Origin of the sequence: Pantoea septica, from assembly GCF_002095575.1 — a bacterium.
Taxonomy (GTDB): Bacteria; Pseudomonadota; Gammaproteobacteria; order Enterobacterales; family Enterobacteriaceae; genus Pantoea; species Pantoea septica.
The window spans coordinates 71,575-91,868 of record NZ_MLJJ01000010.1 but is presented as its reverse complement, the minus strand read 5'-3'; the positions used below and the strand labels follow the sequence as shown (position 1 = coordinate 91,868).

Annotated in this window: 18 protein-coding genes and 1 riboswitch; of the genes, 10 read left to right on the top strand and 8 right to left on the bottom strand. The window is 60.4% G+C overall.

Annotated features, from left to right (window positions below):
- Positions 1–44: 44 nt before the first annotated feature.
- Both HA46_RS07580 and mug read left to right on the top strand, forming a co-directional pair.
- Positions 45–635 (top strand): TetR/AcrR family transcriptional regulator, encoded by a 591-nt coding sequence (locus tag HA46_RS07580; protein WP_084883430.1) that lies wholly within the window; start codon positions 45–47, stop codon positions 633–635.
- Positions 632–1,150, top strand: coding sequence for a G/U mismatch-specific DNA glycosylase (gene mug / locus HA46_RS07575; RefSeq protein WP_033792248.1), 519 nt, complete (start codon positions 632–634; stop codon positions 1,148–1,150). Before HA46_RS07580 ends, mug begins: the two co-directional genes overlap by 4 nt.
- Before the next feature lie 64 nt (positions 1,151–1,214).
- On the opposite strand, the gene rpoD is transcribed toward mug, so the two are convergent.
- From rpoD to rpsU, 3 genes are all read right to left on the bottom strand, one after another.
- The gene (gene rpoD / locus HA46_RS07570) at positions 1,215–3,059 is read right to left on the bottom strand and encodes an RNA polymerase sigma factor RpoD (RefSeq protein ID WP_033792247.1); all 1,845 of its coding nucleotides are present in this window, start codon (positions 3,057–3,059) and stop codon (positions 1,215–1,217) included.
- A gap of 554 nt (positions 3,060–3,613) precedes the next feature.
- Positions 3,614–5,359 (bottom strand): DNA primase, encoded by a 1,746-nt coding sequence (dnaG, locus tag HA46_RS07565; RefSeq protein ID WP_033792246.1) that lies wholly within the window; start codon positions 5,357–5,359, stop codon positions 3,614–3,616.
- Between the two features lie 118 nt (positions 5,360–5,477).
- Entirely contained in the window at positions 5,478–5,693 is a 216-nt protein-coding gene (gene rpsU, locus HA46_RS07560) for a 30S ribosomal protein S21 (RefSeq protein WP_001144069.1), read from the bottom strand.
- A 281-nt stretch (positions 5,694–5,974) separates the two neighbouring features.
- Between rpsU and tsaD the strand changes: the two genes are divergently transcribed.
- Positions 5,975–6,988 carry a tRNA (adenosine(37)-N6)-threonylcarbamoyltransferase complex transferase subunit TsaD gene (gene tsaD, locus HA46_RS07555; protein WP_033792245.1) on the top strand — a complete coding sequence of 338 codons (1,014 nt, stop codon included), beginning with the start codon at positions 5,975–5,977 and terminating at the stop codon, positions 6,986–6,988.
- Positions 6,989–7,013: 25 nt separating this feature from the next.
- Here the strand turns inward: tsaD and plsY are convergent, their stop codons facing one another.
- The gene (gene plsY / locus HA46_RS07550; RefSeq protein ID WP_033792244.1) at positions 7,014–7,628 is read right to left on the bottom strand and encodes a glycerol-3-phosphate 1-O-acyltransferase PlsY; all 615 of its coding nucleotides are present in this window, start codon (positions 7,626–7,628) and stop codon (positions 7,014–7,016) included.
- A gap of 108 nt (positions 7,629–7,736) precedes the next feature.
- Here plsY and folB point away from each other — a divergent pair, with 108 nt between their 5' ends.
- Positions 7,737–8,096 (top strand): bifunctional dihydroneopterin aldolase/7,8-dihydroneopterin epimerase, encoded by a 360-nt coding sequence (gene folB, locus HA46_RS07545; RefSeq protein WP_084883427.1) that lies wholly within the window; start codon positions 7,737–7,739, stop codon positions 8,094–8,096.
- A 194-nt stretch (positions 8,097–8,290) separates the two neighbouring features.
- Positions 8,291–9,109 (top strand): undecaprenyl-diphosphate phosphatase, encoded by an 819-nt coding sequence (gene bacA, locus HA46_RS07540; RefSeq protein WP_033792242.1) that lies wholly within the window; start codon positions 8,291–8,293, stop codon positions 9,107–9,109.
- Between the two features lie 18 nt (positions 9,110–9,127).
- Here the strand turns inward: bacA and HA46_RS07535 are convergent, their stop codons facing one another.
- Together HA46_RS07535 and HA46_RS07530 are read right to left on the bottom strand one after the other, a co-directional pair.
- Positions 9,128–10,360, bottom strand: a complete 1,233-nt coding sequence (locus HA46_RS07535) for a multifunctional CCA addition/repair protein (RefSeq protein ID WP_084883424.1) — start codon at positions 10,358–10,360, stop codon at positions 9,128–9,130.
- 168 nt (positions 10,361–10,528) lie between these two features.
- Positions 10,529–11,149, bottom strand: coding sequence for a TIGR04211 family SH3 domain-containing protein (locus HA46_RS07530; protein ID WP_084883421.1), 621 nt, complete (start codon positions 11,147–11,149; stop codon positions 10,529–10,531).
- Between the two features lie 206 nt (positions 11,150–11,355).
- On the opposite strand from HA46_RS07530, the gene HA46_RS07525 reads away from it, so the two are divergent.
- From HA46_RS07525 to hldE, 3 genes are all read left to right on the top strand, one after another.
- The gene (locus tag HA46_RS07525) at positions 11,356–12,666 is read left to right on the top strand and encodes a CYTH domain-containing protein (RefSeq protein ID WP_084883418.1); all 1,311 of its coding nucleotides are present in this window, start codon (positions 11,356–11,358) and stop codon (positions 12,664–12,666) included.
- Positions 12,667–12,691: 25 nt separating this feature from the next.
- On the top strand, positions 12,692–15,535 hold the full coding sequence (gene glnE, locus HA46_RS07520) for a bifunctional [glutamate--ammonia ligase]-adenylyl-L-tyrosine phosphorylase/[glutamate--ammonia-ligase] adenylyltransferase (RefSeq protein WP_084883415.1): 2,844 nt from the start codon (positions 12,692–12,694) through the stop codon (positions 15,533–15,535).
- A 76-nt stretch (positions 15,536–15,611) separates the two neighbouring features.
- A complete protein-coding gene (gene hldE, locus HA46_RS07515; protein ID WP_084883413.1) occupies positions 15,612–17,036 on the top strand; it encodes a bifunctional D-glycero-beta-D-manno-heptose-7-phosphate kinase/D-glycero-beta-D-manno-heptose 1-phosphate adenylyltransferase HldE in 1,425 nt (474 codons plus the stop codon).
- A gap of 35 nt (positions 17,037–17,071) precedes the next feature.
- Here the strand turns inward: hldE and ubiK are convergent, their stop codons facing one another.
- Positions 17,072–17,377, bottom strand: coding sequence for a ubiquinone biosynthesis accessory factor UbiK (ubiK, locus tag HA46_RS07510; RefSeq protein WP_033752486.1), 306 nt, complete (start codon positions 17,375–17,377; stop codon positions 17,072–17,074).
- Between the two features lie 172 nt (positions 17,378–17,549).
- A riboswitch (FMN riboswitch) is annotated at positions 17,550–17,697 on the top strand.
- Positions 17,698–17,805: 108 nt separating this feature from the next.
- Here ubiK and ribB point away from each other — a divergent pair.
- Complete coding sequence (gene ribB / locus HA46_RS07505) at positions 17,806–18,462, top strand: 3,4-dihydroxy-2-butanone-4-phosphate synthase (protein WP_084883410.1); 657 nt, start codon at positions 17,806–17,808, stop codon at positions 18,460–18,462.
- Positions 18,463–18,524: 62 nt separating this feature from the next.
- Here the strand turns inward: ribB and zupT are convergent, their stop codons facing one another.
- Entirely contained in the window at positions 18,525–19,292 is a 768-nt protein-coding gene (gene zupT / locus HA46_RS07500; protein ID WP_033792236.1) for a zinc transporter ZupT, read from the bottom strand.
- 191 nt (positions 19,293–19,483) lie between these two features.
- Between zupT and ygiD the strand changes: the two genes are divergently transcribed.
- The gene (ygiD, locus tag HA46_RS07495) at positions 19,484–20,266 is read left to right on the top strand and encodes a 4,5-DOPA-extradiol-dioxygenase (protein WP_084883407.1); all 783 of its coding nucleotides are present in this window, start codon (positions 19,484–19,486) and stop codon (positions 20,264–20,266) included.
- Positions 20,267–20,294: the final 28 nt, after the last annotated feature.

Genomic DNA, 20,294 nt, shown 5'->3' with positions numbered 1-20,294 from the left:
AATAATTACTATGAACAGCAGAAACTATCAGCGGGAAAAGAGCGATGGATAAACAGAGCCATAAGGCGCGCACGCGGCAGCGCATTCTGGAGGAGGCGGCGCGGGTTATGCGCGAATGCGGCACGGAAAGCATCGGCGTAGCGGCGCTGATGAAGCGCGTCGGGCTGACGCACGGCGGCTTCTATGCGCATTTCGACTCGCGCGAGGCGCTGGTGCAGGCGGTTATCGCCGAAATGTTCACCGACTCGACGCAGCGTATGGCGCCGCTGTGGCAGGGCGCGGATCCGGCCGCGCGGCTGGGCGCGCTGATCGACTACTACCTGTCGGAGACGCATCGCGACTGTCGCGCCGAGGGCTGCCCGGTGCCCGCGCTGGTCAGCGAGGTGGGGCATCTGCCGGAAGAGGCGAAGGCGATCTTTACTCAGGGCGTAACGTCGATGCTGCAGCGGTTGGGCGAGCTGCTTGCTGAGCTGGGGCAGCGCGACGCCGAGGCGCTCGCCAGCAGTCTGCTGGCTGAAATGGTCGGCGCGCTGGCGCTGGCGCGCGCCTGTCCGGATAAGGCGCTCTCTGCGGCCATGCTGGCGCGCAGCCGCGAGGCGCTGAAGCGTCGTACCGGACTGGAGCAGGCGGCATGAGCGAGCACAACATCAGCGATATTATCGCGCCCGGCCTGGAGGTGCTGTTCTGCGGGATTAATCCCGGCCACTCGACGGCGCACACCGGCTATCACTTCGCGCATCCCGGCAACCGCTTCTGGAAGGTGCTCTATCTGGCTGGCTTTACCCGGGAGCAGCTCCGGCCTGAAGAGGAGCAGCGTCTGCTGGAGACCGGCTGCGGCATCACCATGCTGGTAGAGCGTCCCACCGTGCAGGCGAACCAGCTGGCGGCCGAGGAGCTGCGCGACGGCGGCGCGCGCCTGACCGACAAGGTGCTTAACTATCAGCCGCGGGTGCTGGCGATCCTGGGCAAAGACGCCTTCAAGCGCGCCTTCAATCAGCGCAAGGTGGAGTGGGGCTTACAGGGCATTTTTATGGGCAAGACGCAGGTCTGGGTGCTGCCGAATCCCAGCGGGCTGAATCGCGCCTCGCTCGATGAGATCGTCGAGGCATACCGGCAGCTCTATGATGCGCTGCAGCAGGGCGTGAAATAGCAGGCGGCGAAAAAAGGGCAATAAAAAACCCCGGCGAGCCGGGGTTTTTTTAACGCTAACGCAATTAGTCGTCCAGGAAGCTGCGCAGCACTTCCGAACGGCTTGGGTGACGCAGCTTACGCAGCGCTTTCGCCTCAATCTGACGAATACGTTCACGCGTAACGTCGAACTGTTTGCCCACCTCTTCCAGAGTATGGTCGGTGTTCATATCGATGCCGAAACGCATGCGCAGCACTTTCGCTTCGCGCGCGGTCAGGCCCGCCAGCACGTCATGGGTGGCTGAACGCAGGCTCTCGGAGGTCGCAGAGTCGAGCGGCAGCTCCAGCGTGGTGTCCTCGATAAAGTCGCCCAGATGCGAATCTTCGTCGTCGCCAATCGGCGTCTCCATCGAGATAGGCTCTTTAGCGATTTTCAGCACTTTGCGGATCTTGTCTTCCGGCATCAGCATGCGCTCGGCCAGCTCTTCCGGCGTCGGCTCGCGGCCCATCTCCTGCAGCATCTGGCGCGAAATACGGTTGAGCTTGTTGATGGTCTCAATCATATGCACCGGAATACGGATGGTACGCGCCTGGTCGGCGATAGAGCGGGTGATCGCCTGACGGATCCACCATGTCGCATAGGTCGAGAACTTGTAACCACGACGGTACTCGAACTTATCAACCGCTTTCATCAGGCCGATGTTGCCTTCCTGAATCAGATCGAGAAACTGCAGACCACGGTTGGTATATTTTTTCGCGATTGAAATCACCAGACGCAGGTTTGCTTCCACCATCTCTTTCTTCGCACGACGCGCTTTCGCTTCGCCGATAGACATGCGACGGTTGATATCTTTTACCTGCTCGATGGTCAGGCCGGTCTCTTCTTCGATCTGATGCAGTTTCTGCAGGCAGCGCATCACATCTTCTTCAACTTCTTTCAGCTTTTCTGACCAGGGTTTATTCATGGCCAGCGCCGCTTTGAACCAGCTCTCGCTGGTCTCGTTGCCGGTAAACAGCGTGATGAAGTTTTTCTTCGGCATTTTGCACAGTTCAACGCACAGCTTCATGATGATGCGCTCTTGCGTACGCACGCGCTCCATCATCTCGCGCATGTTGTTCACCAGGTAGTCGAACTGCTTCGGCACCAGGCGGAACTGCTTAAAGACGTCAGAAAGGTTCTGAATCTCTTTCACTGCGTCAGCATGGCTGCGACCTTTGCTCTTGATAACAAGGCGGGTCGTTTCATACTGCGTGCGCAGCTCGACGAATTTCTCGCGCGCCAGTTCCGGATCGATCGAGTTATCGTCGTCGGAGCTGTCGTCTTCGCTCTCTTCGTCTTCATCTTCGTCGTCGTCGCGGTCTTCTTCAGACAGCTCAGAGCCGACGTGGGTGGCGGTAGGCGCCAGATCTTCTTCAGCGTTTGGATCCACGAAGCCGGTGATCAGGTCGGAGAGGCGAGATTCGCCCGCTTCGACTTTGTCGTACTGCTCCAGCAAATAGGTAATGGCTTCCGGATATTCCGCAACGGAACACTGTACCTGGTTGATACCGTCTTCGATGCGCTTGGCGATGTCGATTTCGCCTTCGCGCGTCAGCAGCTCAACGGTACCCATTTCGCGCATATACATGCGCACCGGGTCGGTGGTGCGGCCAATTTCAGATTCTACGCTGGATAACACCTGAGCGGCGGCTTCCGCGGCATCTTCGTCAGTATCGGCGCTGTTTTCGTTCAGCATCAGATCGTCGGCGTCAGGGGCTTCTTCCACCACCTGAATACCCATATCGTTAATCATCTGGATGATGTCTTCGATCTGATCGGAGTCGACGATATCTTCCGGCAGATGGTCATTGACCTCAGCATAGGTCAGATAGCCTTGCTCCTTACCACGGGTGACAAGCAGCTTAAGCTGTGACTGCGGGTTTTGCTCCATAAGACGGTATCCACACTTCTGTTAATTAGATTGGTGTCGGTCGGCAGCGAGCCAACTATAACAGTGAAGGCGTTGTGTTATTGCCGCTGCCTTCGTCGCGGCCAGGGCTTTTGCCCCTCATATATCGGCACTTAAGCCGCTTTGAATATTTTTCGGGCCTGGCTTATTCGCCATTTTCATCCCCGGCAGTGCTCGCACTCCTCACGTACTTCAGTACGCTCCGGGTGCTGCGCGCTGGCGGTGATGAAACTGACTTCACCGCCGACGGCCCTGCTACCTTGCGCTCTGAACGGTAGGCTTTCTCGCCTTGCCCGCTAAGAGTCTGTGCTGGACTATCTGGCTTTACCGCCGACGGGCCCTGCCAGCGCGCTCTGAACTGGCCAGCTTCTTCGCCCCAGTCGTGCTAACAGCGCGCGCTGCGTAATGCCAAATTCGTCACGTCTCCGGCTTGGCTTATCGCGTCGCTTAGCCTCGGCTTGCGGCGCATTGCCCCAGAAACGAATGGGTCAGAGATGCGCCTTTCGCTACGCGCAACATTCTGACCCAGTGAAATTCTACTTTTTCGCCAGCGCCTGGCTTAATGTCCAGAATTCACGGCGCTCTTCCGCGCTTAAACCCTGGGTGCGATCGCGAGCGATCAGCTCTTCCAGACGCTGTTCAAGCGCGGCGTCGTAAATGCTCGCCAGCGAATCATGAAACACCGCTTCAACTTCCTCATCCACTATCATGTGGTTCCACGTGGCTAAGGTTTCAAGCGTCTGACTAAAATTTGTGCCGCGATATAACTCTAGTAGCTGTCCGGTAGTCAATCCAGGATTCTCGGTACAGCGGCTGACTAATTCAGCAAACAGCGGCAAGCCCGCCATTTTTACCTGCGACAGCCCTTCAAGCGTCGGCACCAGCGTCGCCAGCTGCGGGTTTTGCACCAGCAGCGCCACCAGTACGCGCATCGTGGTGCGCTTTAGCGGCGGCGCTGTCGGCGCCGCGCCGCTGGGCGCCACCTTCGGCATCAGCTTCTCTAACTGGTTATCGTCAAGAATGCCGAGTTTATTACCCAGTTCCTGACGCATATAGATACGCAGCGTCTCGCCGGGGATCTGGCTAATCAGCGGCAGCGCCAGCGTGCTCAGGCGCGCTTTGCCGTCGCGCGTGCTCAGATCGACCTGCGGCAGCAGCGAGTCGAACAGGAAAGAGGAGAGCGGCATCGCCTGCTCCATACGGGCTTCAAATGCCTCTTTCCCCTCTTTGCGCACCAGCGTGTCCGGATCTTCGCCGTCCGGCAAAAACATAAAGCGTAGCTGACGTCCGTCATTCATGTAAGGCAATGCGGTTTCCAGCGCGCGCCAGGCGGCTTCCCGACCCGCGCGGTCGCCGTCGTAACAGCAGATCACGGTATCGGTGCTGCGGAACAGCAGCTGGATATGCTCCGCCGTCGTGGAGGTGCCCAGCGACGCCACGGCATAATCGATGCCGAACTGCGCCAGCGCCACCACGTCCATATAGCCTTCCACCACTAACAGGCGGGCAGGCTGCGGATGATTCTTTTGCGCTTCATAGAGGCCGTAAAGCTGGCGGCCCTTATGGAAAATCGGCGTTTCCGGCGAATTCAGGTACTTGGGCGTATCGTTGCCCAGCACGCGGCCGCCGAAACCAATTACGCGTCCGCGCTTGTCGCGGATCGGAAACATGACGCGCTCGCGAAAGCGGTCATAGGTGCGGCCCTTGTCGTTGGAAACCAGCATACCGGCTTCCATCAGGGACTCGCGATCGTCTTTATTGCCGCCGAAGCGCTTTAAAACGTTATCCCAGCCCGGCGGTGCGAAGCCGATAGCGAAATGCTCAATGACCTCGGCGCTTAAGCCGCGGTTGCTGAGATAGTCGCGCGCCGCGCGCGCATGGGTCTGCGTCAGACTCTGCTGATAAAACCCGTTAAGGTTTTCCATCAGCTGATAAAGGCTCTGGCGCTGATGGCGCTCCATCTGGCTCGGACCGCTGCCCGCTTCGTAGGGCACTTCCAGACCATGCTGCGTCGCCAGCTCTTCGATGCTCTCGACAAATTCCAGCCGATCGTAATTCATCAAAAAGTCGATAGCGTTGCCGTGCGCGCCACAGCCGAAACAGTGATAAAACTGCTTCTCGCCATTTACTGTGAAAGAGGGGGTTTTCTCATTATGGAAGGGACAACACGCGTGGAAGTTCTTACCCTGCTTTTTCAGCTTAACGCGGGCATCGATAAGATCCACGATATCCGTGCGGGCAAGTAGATCATTGATAAAAACGCGCGGTATTCTTCCAGCCATAAGCCCCAGTTTTTAAGCTCATAAACGGCAACAAGCCGCGCTTCCTTTCGGAAAGCACGGCCTCTTACTTGACTCTGTCTGCGTTTAACACGCGGTGGAGGCGAACCTCCGGAAGAACTTAGTACAGACGAGTGCGGCGTGCGTTTTCGCGAGCCAGTTTCTTGGCATGACGCTTAACTGCAGACGCTTTAGCGCGCTTACGTTCTGTGGTCGGTTTTTCATAGAACTCACGACGACGAACTTCAGCCAGAACGCCTGCTTTCTCGCAGGAACGCTTGAAGCGACGCAGTGCTACGTCGAATGGCTCGTTTTCACGTACTTTAATTACCGGCATGTAACTCTCACCTCGATAAAATTCGGTTTTTGCTGCTGACTGCGGCGCCAGCACATTTCAAAATGGTGCAGCATTTTACTCCAACGCGAGTCGGTTTGTAAAGCACCATGGACAATTAAGAACCAACAGGAGCGTTTGCCGATGCGGCTGCCGGTTTATTTCAAGGGTGCGGAGTATAGCGCACTCTTTGCGCGCCACGAAATCACTTTTTGCAGCGAAAGCGTCGACGAACGCAGGCGTGGCTATGCTACACTGCGCGCCGCAAGTAAGGGGTAAGCGCTATGCGAATTCTGGGTATTGAAACATCCTGCGATGAAACCGGCATCGCAATCTATGATGACGAAGCGGGCCTGCTCGCCAATCAGCTTTACAGCCAGGTGAAACTGCACGCCGATTACGGCGGCGTGGTGCCGGAACTGGCGTCGCGCGATCACGTGCGCAAAACCGTGCCGCTGATACAGGCGGCGCTGAAACAGGCGAACCTGCAGCCGCAGCAGATCGACGCCGTCGCCTATACGGCGGGGCCCGGCCTGGTCGGCGCGCTGCTGGTCGGCGCCACTATCGGCCGCTCGCTCGCCTTCGCATGGAAGGTGCCTGCGGTTCCGGTACACCATATGGAAGGGCATCTGCTGGCGCCGATGCTGGAAGAGAATCCGCCGCAGTTCCCGTTCGTGGCGCTGCTGGTGTCGGGCGGCCATACCCAGCTGATTAGCGTCACCGGCATCGGCGAATACGCGCTGCTGGGCGAGTCTATCGACGACGCCGCAGGGGAAGCCTTCGACAAAACCGCCAAGCTGCTGGGGCTCGACTATCCCGGCGGACCGATGCTGTCGAAAATGGCGCAGCAAGGCATGGCGGGACGTTTTACCTTCCCGCGCCCGATGACCGATCGTCCCGGACTCGACTTCAGCTTTTCCGGCCTGAAGACCTTTGCCGCCAATACCATTCGCGAGAATGCGGACGACGCGCAAACGCGCGCCGATATCGCCCGCGCCTTCGAGGATGCGGTGGTCGATACCCTGATGATCAAGTGCAAGCGCGCGCTGGAGCAAACCGGCTTTAAGCGGCTGGTGATCGCGGGCGGCGTCAGCGCCAACCGCACGCTGCGCGAACGGATGGCGCAGATGATGCAGGCGCGCGGCGGAGAGGTCTTCTATGCCCGTCCTGAGTTCTGCACCGACAACGGCGCGATGATCGCCTATGCGGGCATGGTGCGTCTGAAGGGCGGCACGCGCGGCGGGCTGGGCGTCAGCGTGCGGCCGCGCTGGCCGCTGGCGGAACTGCCGGCTATCTGACGTAAAAAAGCCGGCATCGCCGGCTTTATTTCTTCTCTTCTTCGCGCGCTCTCTTGCGCTTCCAGATTTTACTCTCCTGCCCGCGCCACAGCCGCTGAATATTGTCGTGATGACGCAGCAAAATCAGGCATGACAGCATCGATACCGGAAAGGTGAACTGCGGCTTAAACCACCAGACGTAAAAAGGCGCGATCAGCGCGCTGACGATGGCGCCCAGCGACGAATAGCCGCTCAGCAGCACCGTCAGCAGCCAGGTGCCGGTCATCAGCCCGGTTAAATCCCAGCCGATCGGCGCGATGGCGCCCAGCGCGGTGGCGACGCCTTTGCCGCCGCGAAAGCGAAAAAAGACCGGATAAATATGGCCGAGACAGGCCGCGATAGCGGTAAGGCCAAGATAAAGCGGCGCGAGATGCAGCAGATAGGCCAGCCAGACCGGCACCATGCCTTTGAGAATATCGAAAATCAAAACGCAGGCCGCAGCGGCTTTGCCGCCGATGCGCAACACGTTGGTCGCGCCAGGATTGCCTGAACCCTGAGTACGCGGATCGGGCAGTCCGGCGATTTTGCAGACCAGAATGGCGCTCGAAATCGAACCGCAAAGATACGCGAAAAAAATCATACCAGGCGCGATAGCACTCATATTACCGTACCGTTTCCTTTAGGGTCGTTTTGTCTTCGTGAACCGTGGATAATACGCATTATACGCCGGAAGTGGTATCCGGCTTAGCCAAAAACAGAGACTGTCATCATGGATATCGTTTTTATCGAACAACTCACGGTGTACACCACCATTGGCGTTTACGACTGGGAACAGGGCATTCAGCAGAAGCTGGTGCTCGATGTCGAAATGGCGTGGGACAACCGGCTGGCGGCGCGCAGCGACGATGTAAACGACTGCCTGAGCTACGCCGACGTCTCTGAGGCGATCCTCGCGCACCTGAGCGGCACGCGCTTCGCGCTGGTGGAGCGGGTAGCGGAAGAAATCGCGGACCTGCTGATGACCCGTTTCAGCACGCCTGGCGTGCGCATTAAAGTCGCCAAACCGGGCGCGGTGGCGCAGGCAAACCAGGTGGGCGTGCGCATCGAGCGCGGGACTATTCCTAAATGAATACGTTGTGATTGCCATCACAATGAAACCAAACCAAATTATTGTCTGTCATTTCGGGCGCCGTTGCGTTGTGAAACGCACAGGCCGCCGAAAGCCTTAAGGTTTCCCTCAGGCAGGCGATGGCAAAATTTCAGGCGGAAGCAGACTCGCGACCGCCTTTTTAATGGGTTTGAAACGGATATAAGGAAAATGTGATGGCAGATATTCATCAGCTTTGGGTGGCTGCAATCCTGGGCATCGTGGAGGGGCTGACGGAGTTTCTGCCGGTCTCCTCCACGGGGCACATGATTATTGTCGGCCACCTGCTGGGTTTCGAAGGCGACAAAGCGGAAACCTTTGAGGTGGTCATCCAGCTCGGGTCCATTCTTGCCGTGGTGGTGATGTTCTGGCGTCGTCTCTTTGGCTTAATCGGCATTCACTTCGGCCAGGTGAAGCATGAAGGAGTAGGTCGCGGCCATCTGACGCTGATCCATATCCTGCTAGGGATGATCCCGGCTGTGGTCATCGGGCTGCTGCTGCATGACCAGATCAAAACGCTGTTTAACCCAATCAACGTAATGTACGCGCTAGTGGTCGGCGGCGTGTTGCTGCTGGTGGCGGAATACCTGAAGCCGAAGCAGCCGAAAGCCGTAGGCATTGACGATATCACCTATCGCCAGGCCTTTATGATCGGCTGCTTCCAGTGCCTCGCGCTCTGGCCGGGCTTCTCTCGCTCCGGCGCCACCATTTCCGGCGGCATGCTGATGGGCGTCAGCCGCTATGCGGCGTCGGAGTTCTCTTTTATCCTCGCCGTGCCGATGATGATGGGCGCCACCGGCCTCGATCTCTATAAAAGCATCGGTTTCCTGACGATGAACGATCTGCCGATGTTTGCCGTCGGCTTCGTGACCGCCTTCGTCGTGGCGCTGATTGCGATTAAAGCCTTCCTTGAGCTGATCAAGCGTATCTCGTTCGTCTCGTTCGCCATCTACCGCTTTATCGTCGCGGCAGCGGTCTACGCCATCTTTATGTAACGTCTGCGCGGCCGGCAATCAGGCTGGCCGCATCTCCGCAATGCCCTGCGCCACGGCGGCGATACGACGCCGCGTCAGCTCCTCTCGCACGTCCGCCCCTTTGAAACCCGCCTCGATAACCGCTTTGGTCGGCACCGACTGCGCCAGCGCGAACGCCTGACGCAGGTAGTCGCCCTGCGGATAGGGCATGCTTTCCATGCCAGCGCGGCCGCGCGCGTCCGCTTCGCTGGTCAGCGCGATTTGCTCCACCCGATGCGGCTTGCGCCAGGCGTCGATGCGGTCGAACAGTGCCACTAAGGCGTCGGCCGACTGACGTTCGATGGTATGCACCACGTCATGAAACTCCGTGACGATCAGCGCCAGATCGCGAATGGCGTTGGGCACGCGCAGGCGCTGGCAGAGCGCCTCTACCAGCGGCACGCCCGCGGCGCCGTGGCCGTGATGGCTCGGCCACTTCTCCGGCGGCGTCAGCGCTTTGCCGACGTCGTGAAACAGCGTGGCGAAACGCACATCGATCTCGTCCGACAGCGACGCCGCCATCGTCAGCGTCATCAGGGTATGCACGCCGGTGTCGATCTCCGGATGCCACTTCGCCGGCGCGGGAATGCCGAACAGCCTGTCGAGCTCGGGAAACAGAACCTCAAGCGCGCCGCAGTCGCGCAGCGTCTGGAAAAAGACCTGCGGATTGCGTGAGGCCAGCGCCTTCTCCGTCTCTTTCCAGACGCGCTCGGCGGTCAGGTGGCTCAGCTCGCCGCTGGCCGCCATCTGGCGCATCAGCGCCTGGGTCTCGTCGGCGATGCGAAAATTAAGGTGGGCGAAACGCGCCGCGAAGCGCGCCACGCGCAGCACGCGCAGCGGATCTTCGTTAAAGGCGTCGGAAACGTGGCGCAGCAGACGCGCCTGCAGATCGCGCTCGCCGTGAAAGGGATCGATCAGCTCGCCGTTTTCCCGCTGCGCGATGGCGTTGATGGTCAGATCGCGGCGTTGCAGATCCTGCTCCAGCGTCACGTCGGGCGCGGACCAGGTGACGAAGCCGGTGTAGCCGTTGCCGCTTTTCCGTTCGGTGCGCGCCAGCGCGTATTCTTCACGGCTTTGCGGATGCAGAAAGACCGGAAAATCGCGGCCGACCTGCTGAAAGCCCTGCGCCAGCATCGCCTCCGGCGTCGCGCCGACCACCACCCAGTCCCGGTCTTTAACCGGCAGTTTTAACAGCGCATCGCGAACGGCGCCGCCTACTAAATACGTCTTCACTCAACAACTCCAGAGATAATAAAAAGGCGCGCCGGACGACATATCCGCCGCTAAACATTCAACGCGCTTGTTGCTCTATTGTTGCACACAATGGCCAGATTGCAGGCATGCCAAAAGGAGCATCAAAGGATGCCCCTTTCGTAGGGGACGCAAAACGCGGGAAAAGGCTTAGTTCATCCAGCGATCTTTTTTCTTACGGCGCGGCACCATATGCGGCAGCACCAGACCCAGCAGCAAGCCGACGCCCAGCACGCCGCCGCCATACATAAACCACTGCATGATGATGGTGCGCTGTTTGTCATCCAGCTGAACGTTGGCGGCGCTGACTTTTTTCTGCGCCACGATCAGCTCGTTCTTCAGCTTCTGGTTCTCTTCTTTCAGTCCGTTGATGACGCTGTCGCTATTGGCGACCTTGTTCTGCATCTCGGCGGTGCGCTGGTTCCAGCTGTTGTCGATATTGCCCAGCTTAGCGGTCAGATCTTTGACCTGCTGCTCCAGCTGCGGCACGCGGGTGCGCAGGCTCGGTTCGGCGCTGAGCTGCGACAGCGGGATCCAGACGGTGCGGCCTTCCGAATCGCGGATCTGGCCATAGTTGGTATCGCTGTTGGTCTGCACCAGCTGCACTTCTTCGCCCGCGTTCAGCTTGCCGAGCAGGCGATACTGATCGCCCGGTCCGCTGCGAACCCAGGTGGATAATTCGTCGGAGATGTAGCGTTTTTCGTCTGCATGGGCTGGTGCGAGCGTGCTGATAGCCAGCAAGGTAAGGCCTGCGATTACAATTTTTTTCATTCGATGTCGTTTTAGCTTGGGGTCTGTAAATTTACCGGCACAGTCTGAAACCGCCTCGCATAAATCTGAATGAGAACTATCCTGGTCTCATTTCCCTGCGAAAAGGGTAGCGAAAGCGCAAAGAAAGCCGAGACAGCCCGCCTTCTGTGCATTACTCTTCGCCAGATAATCCTCGTAAGTGCCAGCAGCGTATTGAATAAAAAATTATGACCATCGAAATCGAACTAAAGTTCATTGCCACGCCTGACGTCGCCAGCAAGCTGGCGCAGGCTCTCGCCGCTTATCCGCACCAGCATCAGGCCGCGCGGGCGTTAAGCAACATCTATTTTGAGACAGATGACAACCAGCTGCGCCGCTGGGATATGGGCCTGCGTATTCGCGGCGTCGACGGTCACCATGAGATGACGCTGAAGAGCGCCGGGAAAACGCTCGGCGGCCTGCATCAGCGTGCGGAATATAACATCGACCTGCCCGAAGCGAAGCTCGATATCGCGCGACTGCCGGTCGAGGTCTGGCCGCAGGGCACCGACGTCGCCGCGCTGCAGCAGCGCCTGCAGCCGCTCTTTAGCACCCACTTCCAGCGTGAAACCTGGCTGGTACAGGTAGGCGAAAGCGAAGTGGAAGTGGCGTTCGATCGCGGCGCCGTCGCCACAGAGACGCTGAGCGAAGATCTGTTTGAAGTTGAGCTGGAGCTGAAAAGCGGCCAGCGCGGCGACATGATAGCCTTCGCCCGCGAGCTGGTCGCCATCGGCGGCCTGCGTCTGGGCAGCCTGAGCAAAGCGGCGCGCGGCTATCAGCTGGCGCAGGGCAACCCGCCGCGACCGCTGCGTCCGTTCCCGCTGCTGAAGGCCGCGCCGAAAGCCACGGTGGAAGAGGGGATGGTGACGGCGATGTCGAGCGCCCTGAGCCACTGGCAATACCATGAAGAGGTCTGGCTGCGCGGCAACGCCGAGGCGCAGCGCAGCGTCGTCGAGGCGCTGGAAGCGCTGCGTCAGGCCTTCTCGCTGTTTGGCGCGCTGGTGCCGCGCAAGGCGAGCAGCGAGCTGCGTCAGAAGCTCACTACGCTGGAAGAGTGCCTCGCCGAGCCGGTTAAAGATGCGCAGGCGCTGAGCTTTTCGGCGCTCTCCGTAGAGACCCAGTTAGCGCTTACTCACTGGCTGGTGGAGTCGCAGTGGAAGCGCTGGATCGATGCTAAAAACCAGGCGAAGCTCGACGGCTCCTTCAAGCGTTTCAGCGACATCATGCTGAGCCGCATCGCAGCCGATCTCAAAGAGACCTTCAGCGACGTGCAGCAGCTGAACGAATATCACGACAAGGCGACGCGCCTGTCGCGTCAGCTGCTGGCGGTGCACCTGCTGGCAGGCGCCTACCCGGCGGAAGCCGTTTCCGTCTGGCTGGCGCCCTGGCAGCAGCTGCAACAGTCTATTGCGCAAAATCAGGAGCACTGGCTGAGATCGCTGGCGAACCAGGCGATCCGCCAGCCGGCGTTCTGGCTGAACAGCAGCGCGACACGATGATCTGACCCATCAGGGAGAGAAGACGTTGTTAGAGTTACCCGCTGAATTACAGGCGCAGGCGGCCAGCGCGGCCGAGCGCCTTGGCGTCGCCGCCGACGCCTTAACCGACGCGCAGCGCGCCGCGCTGGCGTTCAGTGATTTCATCGCCGAGAACCTGCAACGTCACCCGGAATGGTGGCAGGCGATCCAGCAGCAGGCGCCGCAGCCGGAGGAGTGGCAGCACTATGCGCGCTGGCTGGATGACGATCTCGCCGCGGTGGACAGCGAGGCAGCGCTAATGCGCGCGCTGCGGCTGTTTCGCCGCCGCATGCTGGTGCGGGTCGCCTGGATGCAGTGTCTGGGCGAAGCCAGCACCGAACAGAGCCTGCGGCAGCTTAGCGTGCTGGCTGAGGTGCTGATCGGCCGCGCGCGCGACTGGGTCTACCAGGCGTGCTGCCAGGATTTCGGCACGCCCTGCAACAGCGCGGGCGAGCCGCAGCCGATGCTGATCCTCGGCATGGGCAAGCTGGGCGGCGGCGAACTCAACTTCTCTTCCGATATCGACCTTATCTTCGCCTGGCCGGAAAACGGCGCGACGCGCGGCGGACGACGCGAGCTGGATAACGCGCAGTTTTTTACGCGCATGGGGCAGCGGCTGATCAAAGTGTTGGATCAGCCCACCATGGACGGCTTCGTCTACCGCGTCGATATGCGGCTGCGCCCTTTCGGCGACAGCGGCCCGCTGGTGCTGAGCTTCGCCGCGCTCGAAGATTACTATCAGGAGCAGGGCCGCGACTGGGAGCGCTATGCGATGGTCAAGGCGCGCCTGATGGGCGACGATCAGGATCGCTGGAGCCAGGAGCTGCAGCAGATGCTGCGCCCCTTTATCTATCGCCGCTATATCGACTTCAGCGTGATCCAGTCGCTGCGCAATATGAAAAGCATGATCACCCGCGAAGTGCGGCGGCGCGGGCTGACCAACAATATCAAGCTGGGCGCGGGCGGCATTCGCGAAACCGAATTTATCGTGCAGGTCTTTCAGCTGATACGCGGCGGACGTGAGCGCTCGCTACAGCTGCGTTCCCTGCTGCCGACGCTCGCCGCCATCGGCGAGCTGGGGCTGCTGACGCCGGAGCAGGTCGCGACGTTGCGCGACGCTTACCTTTTCCTGCGACGTCTGGAGAATCTGCTGCAAAGCCTCAATGACGAACAGACCCAGACGCTGCCGGGCGATGCCCTTAACCGCGCGCGGCTCGCCTGGGCGATGAACGCCGAGAGCTGGCCCGCGCTGACGGCGCAGCTTGAGACGCATATGGCGGCGGTGCGCGCCATTTTCGACGAGCTAATCGGCGAAGATATTCCCGAAATCGGCGATCAGCCGGAGCTGCTGGAATTCAGCGGCATGTGGCAGGACTCGCTCGAAGATGCGGAGCTGGCGCCGCTGGTGCCGCAGCTCGACGATGAACAGCGCCGGGCGCTGCATCGCGCGCTGGACGATTTTCGCCAGGATATCAGCCGCCGCACCATCGGACCGCGCGGACGACTGGCGATCGACCAGCTGATGCCGAGGCTGCTGAACGAAGTCTGTCCACGCGACGACGCCGCAGTCACCTTCAGCCGCCTTGTTCCGCTATTGCTGGGCGTACTGACGCGCAGCACCTATCTGGAGCTGCTTACCGAATACCACGGCGCCCTGCGGCACCTGATCCGCCTGTGCGCGGCGTCGCCGATGATCGCCAGCCAGCTGGCGCGCTATCCGCTGCTGCTGGACGAGCTGCTCGATCCCGCCACGCTTTATCAGCCGACCGCCACCGACGCCTACCGCGACGAGCTGCGCCAGTATCTGATGCGCATCCCGGCAGATGATGAAGAGCAGCAGCTGGAGGCGGTGCGCCAGTTCAAGCAGGCGCAGCTGCTGCGCATTGCGGCGGCGGATATTGCGGGTACGCTGCCGGTTATGAAAGTGAGCGATCACTTAACATGGCTGGCGGAAGCTATCATCGAATCGGTGGTGCAGCAGGCGTGGCAGATGATGGTGCAGCGCTATGGCCGGCCGCAGCATCTGAAAAACGAGCATGAGCGCGGTTTCGCGGTGCTGGGCTACGGCAAGCTGGGCGGCTGGGAGCTGGGCTACAGCTCCGATCTCGATCTGGTGTTTCTGCATGACTGCCCGGCAGAGACGGTCACCGACGGCGAGCGCAGCATCAACGGCCGTCAGTTCTATCTGCGGCTGGCGCAGCGCATTATGCATCTCTTCAGCACGCGCACCGCCTCGGGGATTCTTTACGAAGTGGACGCACGGCTGCGGCCTTCCGGCGCCGCAGGCATGCTGGTCAGCACCTTTGACGCCTTTGACGATTATCAGCGCCACGAGGCCTGGACCTGGGAGCATCAGGCGCTGGTGCGCGCTCGCGTGGTGTTTGGCGATGAGGCGCTCGCGGGGCGCTTCAACGCTATCCGCCGCGCCATTCTCTGCCTGCCGCGCGCGCCGGAGGCGCTGCAAAAAGAGGTGCGCGAGATGCGCGAAAAAATGCGCGCGCACCTCAGCAACAGGCACAAAGGGCGCTGGGAGATCAAAACCGATGAGGGCGGCATTACCGACATTGAATTCATCGCGCAATATTTTGTCTTAGCCTGGGCCGCCGAGCAGCCCGAGCTGACGCGCTGGTCCGACAACGTGCGCATTTTCGAACTGGCGGCGCGCTACGACAAAATGCCGGAGGCGGAAGCGCAGGCGCTGACGCACGCCTACGTAACGCTGCGCGACGCGCTGCACCATCTGGCGCTGCAGGAGCTGCCCGGCCACGTCGAGCCGGACGCCTTCGCCGCCGAGCGGCAAACCGTGATGGCGAGCTGGCAGCGCTGGCTGGCGTCGCTGTGCGCACCTTAAAGCGCCTGTTGATAGCGCAGATCGCATCTGTGCTATCATCCGCGCACTATTTTTACTGCAGTCTGGAGTGTCTGGAATGAAAGTTACTTTGCCCGCGTTCGACCGTGCTTCGGTGCTGGTCGTAGGCGATGTGATGTTGGATCGCTACTGGTATGGCCCAACCAGCCGTATCTCTCCTGAAGCGCCGGTGCCGGTAGTAAAAGTGGACGCTATCGAAGAGCGTCCCGGCGGCGCGGCAAACGTGGCGATGAACATTGCAGCGCTGGGCGCCGCCTCGCAGCTGATCGGCTTAACCGGCGAAGATGACGCGGCGCGCGTGCTGAGCGAAACGCTGAAAAACGTCAACGTTCGCTGTGACTTCGTGGCGGTCAAAACCCATCCCACCATTACCAAACTGCGCGTGCTGTCGCGCAACCAGCAGCTGCTGCGCCTCGATTTCGAAGAGGGGTTCGAGCAGGTCGATCCGGAGCCGATCCATCAGCGGCTGCGTCAGTCGCTGGCGGCAGCCGGCGCGCTGGTGCTCTCCGACTATGCGAAAGGGGCGCTCGCCAGCGTGCAGTCCATGATTCGCCTGGCGCGCGAGGCGAAGGTGCCGGTGCTGATCGATCCCAAAGGCACCGACTTCGAGCGCTATCGCGGCGCGACGCTGCTGACGCCGAACCTGTCGGAGTTCGAAGCGGTGGTCGGCAAATGTAAAAACGAAGAGGAGATCGTCAGCCGCGGCATGCAGCTGGTGGCGGATTATGAGCTCTCCGCGCTGCTGGTGACGCGATCTGAAAACGGCATGACGCTGCTGCAGCCCGGCAAAGCGCCGCTGCATCTGCCGACGCAGGCGCAGGAAGTGTTCGACGTGACCGGCGCGGGCGATACCGTGATCGGCGTGCTGGCGGCGACCCTGGCGGCAGGCGACTCCCTTGAGGATGCCTGCTTTATGGCGAACGCGGCGGCAGGGGTTGTGGTCGGCAAGCTGGGCACCTCGACCGTCAGTCCGGTCGAGCTGGAAAACGCTATTCATGCGCGTCCGGAAGAGGGCTTCGGCATCATGAACGAAGCGCAGCTTAAAATCGCGGTCGAGCAGGCGCGCAAGCGCGGCGAGAAAGTGGTGATGACCAACGGCGTGTTCGACATTCTGCACGCGGGCCACGTCTCTTACCTGGCCAATGCGCGCAAGCTGGGCGATCGCCTGATTGTGGCGGTCAACAGCGATGCGTCGACGAAGCGCCTGAAAGGCAGCAGCCGTCCGGTTAATCCGCTGGTTAATCGCATGATTGTGCTCGGCGCGCTGGAAGCGGTGGACTGGGTCGTGGCGTTTGAAGAGGATACGCCGCAGCGTCTGATCGCCAGCGTGTTGCCGGATCTGCTGGTAAAAGGCGGCGATTACAAGCCGGAAGATATTGCGGGCAGCAAAGAGGTGTGGGCCAACGGCGGCGACGTGCGTGTGCTGAATTTCGAGGACGGCATCTCTACCACCAACATTATCAAAACCATTCGCGGCGAGTAGTCATGCGGGCGGGCGCATCGCGCCCGCCGTAAAGCTTACTGCGGGGTGTCGATTTTGCCTGCCGGATCGGGCGTAACGACCGCCGGAGCGGGCGCAGAAGGCTGATGGCTTTCCAGCTGCGCCAGGCGCTGCTCCAGCGCGGCCAGCTTTTCACGGGTGCGCAGCAGCACCTGCGTCTGCACATCGAACTCTTCACGATTGACCAAATCCATACGCGTCAGCTGCGCCTGCAGAACCTGGCGAATTTTCTTTTCGACATCGTCGCCAAATTCACGAATCCCTTTCGGCATCGCCTCGTGCACCTGACGCGCAAGTTGTTCAATTTTTTTCGTGTCGATCATGATGATTTCCTGGTTTCGTGTTGCTGGGGACAGCAGGGGGTGGATCCTGATAATGGATAAGTGTAATGCCTGAAACGAAAAGGTTAAACCCGAAATCGACATGGCAGGAAATGCAAAAGCATTTGCGGTTTTGTTGATTGCCCGACCTGTTGAATGGCGCTATAGTAATTTTGCTTATTCTCAGGGCGGGGCGAAATTCCCCACCGGCGGTAAATCAGCGTTAGCTGAAAGCCCGCGAGCGCTTCCCGGCAACGGGAAGGTCAGCAGATCCGGTGTAATTCCGGGGCCGACGGTTAAAGTCCGGATGGGAGAGGGTAACGACATCTGCCGGGCTGCGCCCGCTTCGCGTTATTGCCATGTCTTGATGACATCACTCCTAAGCTCGCCCTGATTCTGGTAACTCATATATTTTATAAGGTTTTATTACCATGAATCAGACGCTTCTTTCTGAATTTGGCACGCCGGAACAGCGTGTAGAACGTGCAGTCGCTGCGCTCCGTGAGGGACGCGGCGTGATGGTGCTTGACGACGAAGACCGGGAAAACGAAGGCGATATGATCTTCGCTGCGGAAACCATGACCGTTGAGCAGATGGCGCTTACCATCCGCCACGGCAGCGGCATTGTTTGCCTTTGCCTGACCGAAGAGCGCCGTCAGCAGCTTGACCTGCCGATGATGGTGGAGACCAACACCAGCGCCTACGGCACCGGTTTTACCGTGACCATTGAGGCCGCTGAAGGGGTCACCACCGGCGTATCCGCGCAGGATCGCATCACGACCATTCGCGCGGCGATCGCCGATAATGCGAAGCCGAGCGATCTTAATCGTCCAGGCCACGTCTTCCCGCTGCGCGCGCGCGACGGCGGCGTGCTGACGCGCGGCGGCCATACTGAAGCGACCATCGATTTGGTGACGCTGGCGGGCTTTAAGCCGGCGGGCGTGCTGTGCGAACTGACCAATGACGACGGCACCATGGCCCACGCGCCGGAAGCGATCGCCTTTGCCAAAGCGAACAATATGCCGGTTGTCACTATTGAAGACCTGGTGGCGTATCGCCGCGCGCATGAGACGCGTCAGGCCAGCTAAGCTGCGCCGCTGAACAACGAAAAACGGGCCGCTTAGCGGCCCGTTCTGTTTTCAGCTGGCGCTTAGCCCAGGTCGCTTACCTGCAGCAGCGCAAGGCTCGCGCCCATCACCGTCATGCCGCACAGCACGCCGTAACTCGGGTTGTTATGGGGATCGATCTCGCGCGCCAGCGGCATCAGCTCGTCCACCGACAGCGCCACCATAATACCCGCGACGGCCGCCATCACCGCGGCGATCGCCACCGGCGACATCATCGGGCCGAGCAGCGCAAACGCCAGCAGCCCGCCGAGGATCTCCGCCATGCCGGAGACGCAGGCCCAGAACAGCGCTTTGCTTTTCGAGCCGGTCGCGGCGTACATCGGGCCGGCCACCGCCAGACCTTCGGGAATATTGTGGATCGCCACCGCCAGCGCGATGCCCAGCCCCAGCTCCATATCGCTGCTGGCGGTGACAAAGGTGGCGACGCCTTCAGGAAAGTTATGCAGGCTGATGCCCAGCGTCAGCAGGATTGCCGTGCGGCGCAGCTTCGCCGGATGGCGCTGCGCCGTCATCAAATCTTGCGGATGCTGATGCGGCAGCAGGCGATCCAGCGCGAAATAGCCGACCAGGCCCAGCATAAACATGCCGTATCCGAGTATCGGCGATATCCCCTCGGTACGCAGCGCGGTCGGCAGCATCTCCATCAGCGAAATCAGCAGCATGATCCCGGCGGCGAAGCCGAGCGCGAACGCCAGCATGCGGTTAGAGGGCTTTTGACCCAGCACGCCGAATAGTGCGCCGATAAACGTAGCGCCGCCAGCCAGAATGGTAAGCAGCAAAGGAACCGACATCGCATTCTCCTTAATGATAATCATTCGCATAAAATTAGCGATAACCCCAGAGAAGGTCGAGTTGTTTTTGGTAAAGAAGTGTCGGCCAAAAGTTATTCAAATCCACTGACGTTCTTCATCATGTTTATGCGCGTTTCCGGCACCGTTATAGGGCGTATCGTTGTTCTATTGAGAATGAGTGAGGATGAACAATGCAACAGACGATGCCTGCGCTGTTTTTAGGTCACGGCAGCCCGATGAACGTGCTGGAAGAGAACCGCTACACCCAGGCCTGGCGACATGCAGGGGAGACGCTGCCGCGCCCGCGCGCCATTATCGCGGTATCGGCGCACTGGTACACGCGCGGCACGGCGGTCACGGCGATGGAAGATCCGCGCACCATTCACGACTTCGGCGGCTTCCCGCAGGCGCTGTTCGACACGCGCTATCCGGCGCCGGGCTCGCCCGCGCTGGCGCAGGAGATCGCCGATGCGCTCGCGCCTACGCCGGTGCGCTTCGACCACGAGTGGGGGTTCGATCACGGCTCCTGGGGCGTGCTGATCAAGATGTACCCAGGCGCCGATATCCCGGTGGTGCAGCTGAGCGTCGATGCGACGCAGCCGGCCGCCTGGCATTTTGAGCAGGGCAAAAAGCTGGCGGCGCTGCGCGACAGCGGCGTGATGATCGTTGCCAGCGGCAACGTGGTGCACAACCTGCGTAAGGTGCGCTGGGATGAGACGGCGGAAGCCTGGCCCTGGGCACAGCGCTTCAATCAGTTTGTACGGGATAACCTGGACTATCAGGGCGACACCGAGGCGCATCCGCTGGTGAACTTTATGCAACATCCGGACGCGGCGCTATCGAACCCGACGCCGGAACACTACCTGCCGCTGCTCTATGTGCTGGGCGCGCGTCAGGCTGGCGAGCCGGTAACCGTGCCGGTAGACGGCCTTGAGATGGGCGCTATCAGCATGCTGTCGGTGCAGGTAGGCTAAGCAAAGGCGGGCCGAGGCGGCCCGCTCT